Consider the following 2,762-nt stretch of genomic DNA (forward strand, 5'->3'; position numbering starts at 1 on the left):
CCCATGGCGGGCTGCGCGTTCTGCTGCACCACCCGCGCGAGGTGCTGGGCGTGTGCGGCCTGACGCTGGGGGGCACGGTCGCGTTCTACACCTTCACGATCTACATGCAGAAATACCTGGTCAATACCGTGGGGCTGAGCCGGGAGCAGTCCACCCTTGTCTCCACCGCGTCGCTCGTGGTCTTCGCGCTGATCCAGCCCGCCTTTGGTGCGCTGTCCGACCGGGTGGGCCGGTGGCGGCTGCTGCTGTCCTTCGGTGTTCTGGGCTGTGTGTTCACCGTGCCGCTCATGCGGGCCATATCCACCGTGCAGTCACCGCTGGCCGCCTTCGTGCTGGTCACGACCGCGCTGGTCGGCATTTCGGGCTATACATCCATCAATGCGGTCGTAAAGGCCGAACTGTTCCCCACCCGCATACGCGCGCTGGGTGTCGCGCTGCCCTATGCGCTGACCGTTTCCGTATTTGGCGGAACGGCGGAATATGTGGCGCTATGGTTCAAGCAGATCGGGCACGAGGACCTGTTCTACTGGTACGTGACCGGCTGCATCGCCTGCTCGCTGCTGACCGTGCTGTTTGTCCTGCCGGGGCATGACCGCATCACGCAGGAGAAATGATCCCGGGCGCCGCCCTCAATGCACATGCATGAGATTGCGCAGGAAGCCCGGCAGCAGCATGGCATAGGGGTTGACATGCACGGCCGGGTTATCCATCGGGCCCTTGACCTGATAGGTGGCCGAAACCACACCGCCATTCTTTTCCGGGCTGAACAGCCAGCCCAGCAGGCCGGCAGATGACCCGGCGCGGCATTGACCGCGAAGGCCGGAATGATCGTGCCATCAAGGTTGAGCGTCTTCTTTTCCAGGTTGACATCGCCCGACACCGTCGCCCCAAGGGAGGCGTTGCTGACCAGCCCGTCGGAAATATGGATGTCGCCTTCATCCATCCTGACCGGCGCGCTCAACTGTTCGATCTCCATGCTCGGCGCGTGCGGCGCGCGCAGCCAGCCGTAAATGGAGGCGTTATTGGCCAGACGGACCACGGCGGGCACGTCACGCAGCGTGAACGCGCCCATATTCACCGTGCCGGAGAAAGGTGCGGTGGCCACGCTGTCATCAAAGCTGCCCTTGATGTCGGTCACGCCGCCCTGCATCTCATCCGTCACCTTCATGTTGCGCAGCAGGTCGCCCAGACTGGCCAGATGCACATCCAGCAGGCGGGTATTGCCCTGCGGCGTGATGCGCGCGCTCGCGGCGACGGGGCCTTCAACCGTCAGCACGCCGCGCATCAGGCGGCCGCCACTGGTTTCCATATGGCTGTGGACGTTGGTGAGCGTATCGGTCGGGCCGTAATACAGGGTGCGGGCATCGACATTGAGGTTCCAGTTCCGCCCCGGCTCGCCCCGGATGCGCCCACTCGCCATTTCGGGCACATGATAGCCGCCCGGCTTCGTCGCCGCCCCGGTGTTCGTCGCCTTCGTGTTCGGCGCGGTCTGGAACGAGACGAGCGGTGACAGATCCAGCACCCGCGCCGCGACATTGACGCCGATCGGGTCATTTTCGCGTAGCGGCAGCAGGACCGAGGCATTACCCACCGAACGCCCCACCCGGAAGCCGCGCAGGATCAGCCTGCGCGCCATCCCGCCCGCCGTCTCGGCATGACCATCAATCAGCAGGTCGGGACCGACGGCGCGGATATTCTCGATGCTGGTGATCCTGCCATGGTCCAGATCCAGCTCGACGGAGGCATTGGCCTCCTGCCCCGGCTTCTTGGACCAGATGGGAATGGCCAGCGCCGCGCGATCCAGATCCAGATCGATATCAACCTGCGCCTTGCCCCCCACATAGCGGTCATAATCAACATCCAGCAGCGCGCTGCCGGCAAAATGCTCGCCCATCTCGAACCCCGCGCGCCTGACCCCCTCCGGCGTGACGCGGCCCTGCAGGCTGGCGCTTTCCACCGCATGGACCATTGGCCCGTTACGGAAATCCATGGTGTAGATCACGGTGGAGGGAATGCCCGCCAGCACGCCCTTGCCCTGCAGAAGCAGCCCGTTCATGGTGGCGTCAATGCCAAGGCTGCCGTTATCAAGCGGCCTGCCCACCACCACATTGCCCAGATGCACCTCCCCCAGGTCGGCATGGCTGCGCAGGTCGATCTGGTTGGGTTTGACATGGGCATCGAGCGGCAGCGCGATATGCAGCGACACATTGGCCCGGCCCGATGGATGCGTGAACGACATGGGGTGGCGCGAAAGCACGTTCAGCCTTGGCTCGGCCAGCAGCGCCAGCACATCGCGCACATTGCCCAGCAGGGTGACGTTGATATCCCCCTGCTGCACCTTTTCATTCAGGCCGGTGATGCGCATGGAGCCGGGTCCGACCTCGATCCGTCCCGTACCCGTCGCATCGACATGCCGGTCGGCCAGATCGACAAGCTGATAGGCGTGGCCGAAGCGGATCATCATCTCGTTCGGGCCATCGAATGTCAGATGGGCATCCATGTCGTGCATGGGCGGGATCGGCCGCAGCCAGTGCAGTTCCATCTGGTCGGCGTCGATCGTCCCGCCAAGCGAGACGAGATCCAGCCCGTTCCACCCCCCAGGCTGGCCAGCCCCATATTGACCTGCAGCAGCGCCACATGCCCTTCGGTTATGTTCTGCGTCACCCAGCGCCGCGCGCCCTTCATGGCGCGGGGCGGCCAGAAATCACCCAGTGACGCGAAATCCAGCGACTGCGCCCGCGCCGCCACGTTCAGCGCGACCG

1 protein-coding gene and 1 pseudogene are annotated in these 2,762 nt (G+C 64.6%); one reads left to right on the forward strand and one right to left on the reverse strand.

The genetic code is table 11. The features are described from left to right. Positions 1 to 614, forward strand: a 614-nt coding sequence (locus tag JCM25156_RS12965) for an MFS transporter (RefSeq protein ID WP_025813409.1), incomplete at its 5' end; no start/stop codon positions are given. A 15-nt stretch (positions 615 to 629) separates the two neighbouring features. On the opposite strand, the pseudogene JCM25156_RS24275 reads toward JCM25156_RS12965, so the two are convergent. Continuing rightward, positions 630 to 2,762, reverse strand: a pseudogene (locus tag JCM25156_RS24275) (AsmA-like C-terminal region-containing protein); the annotation flags it as partial.

Source organism: Komagataeibacter kakiaceti JCM 25156, assembly GCF_000613305.1.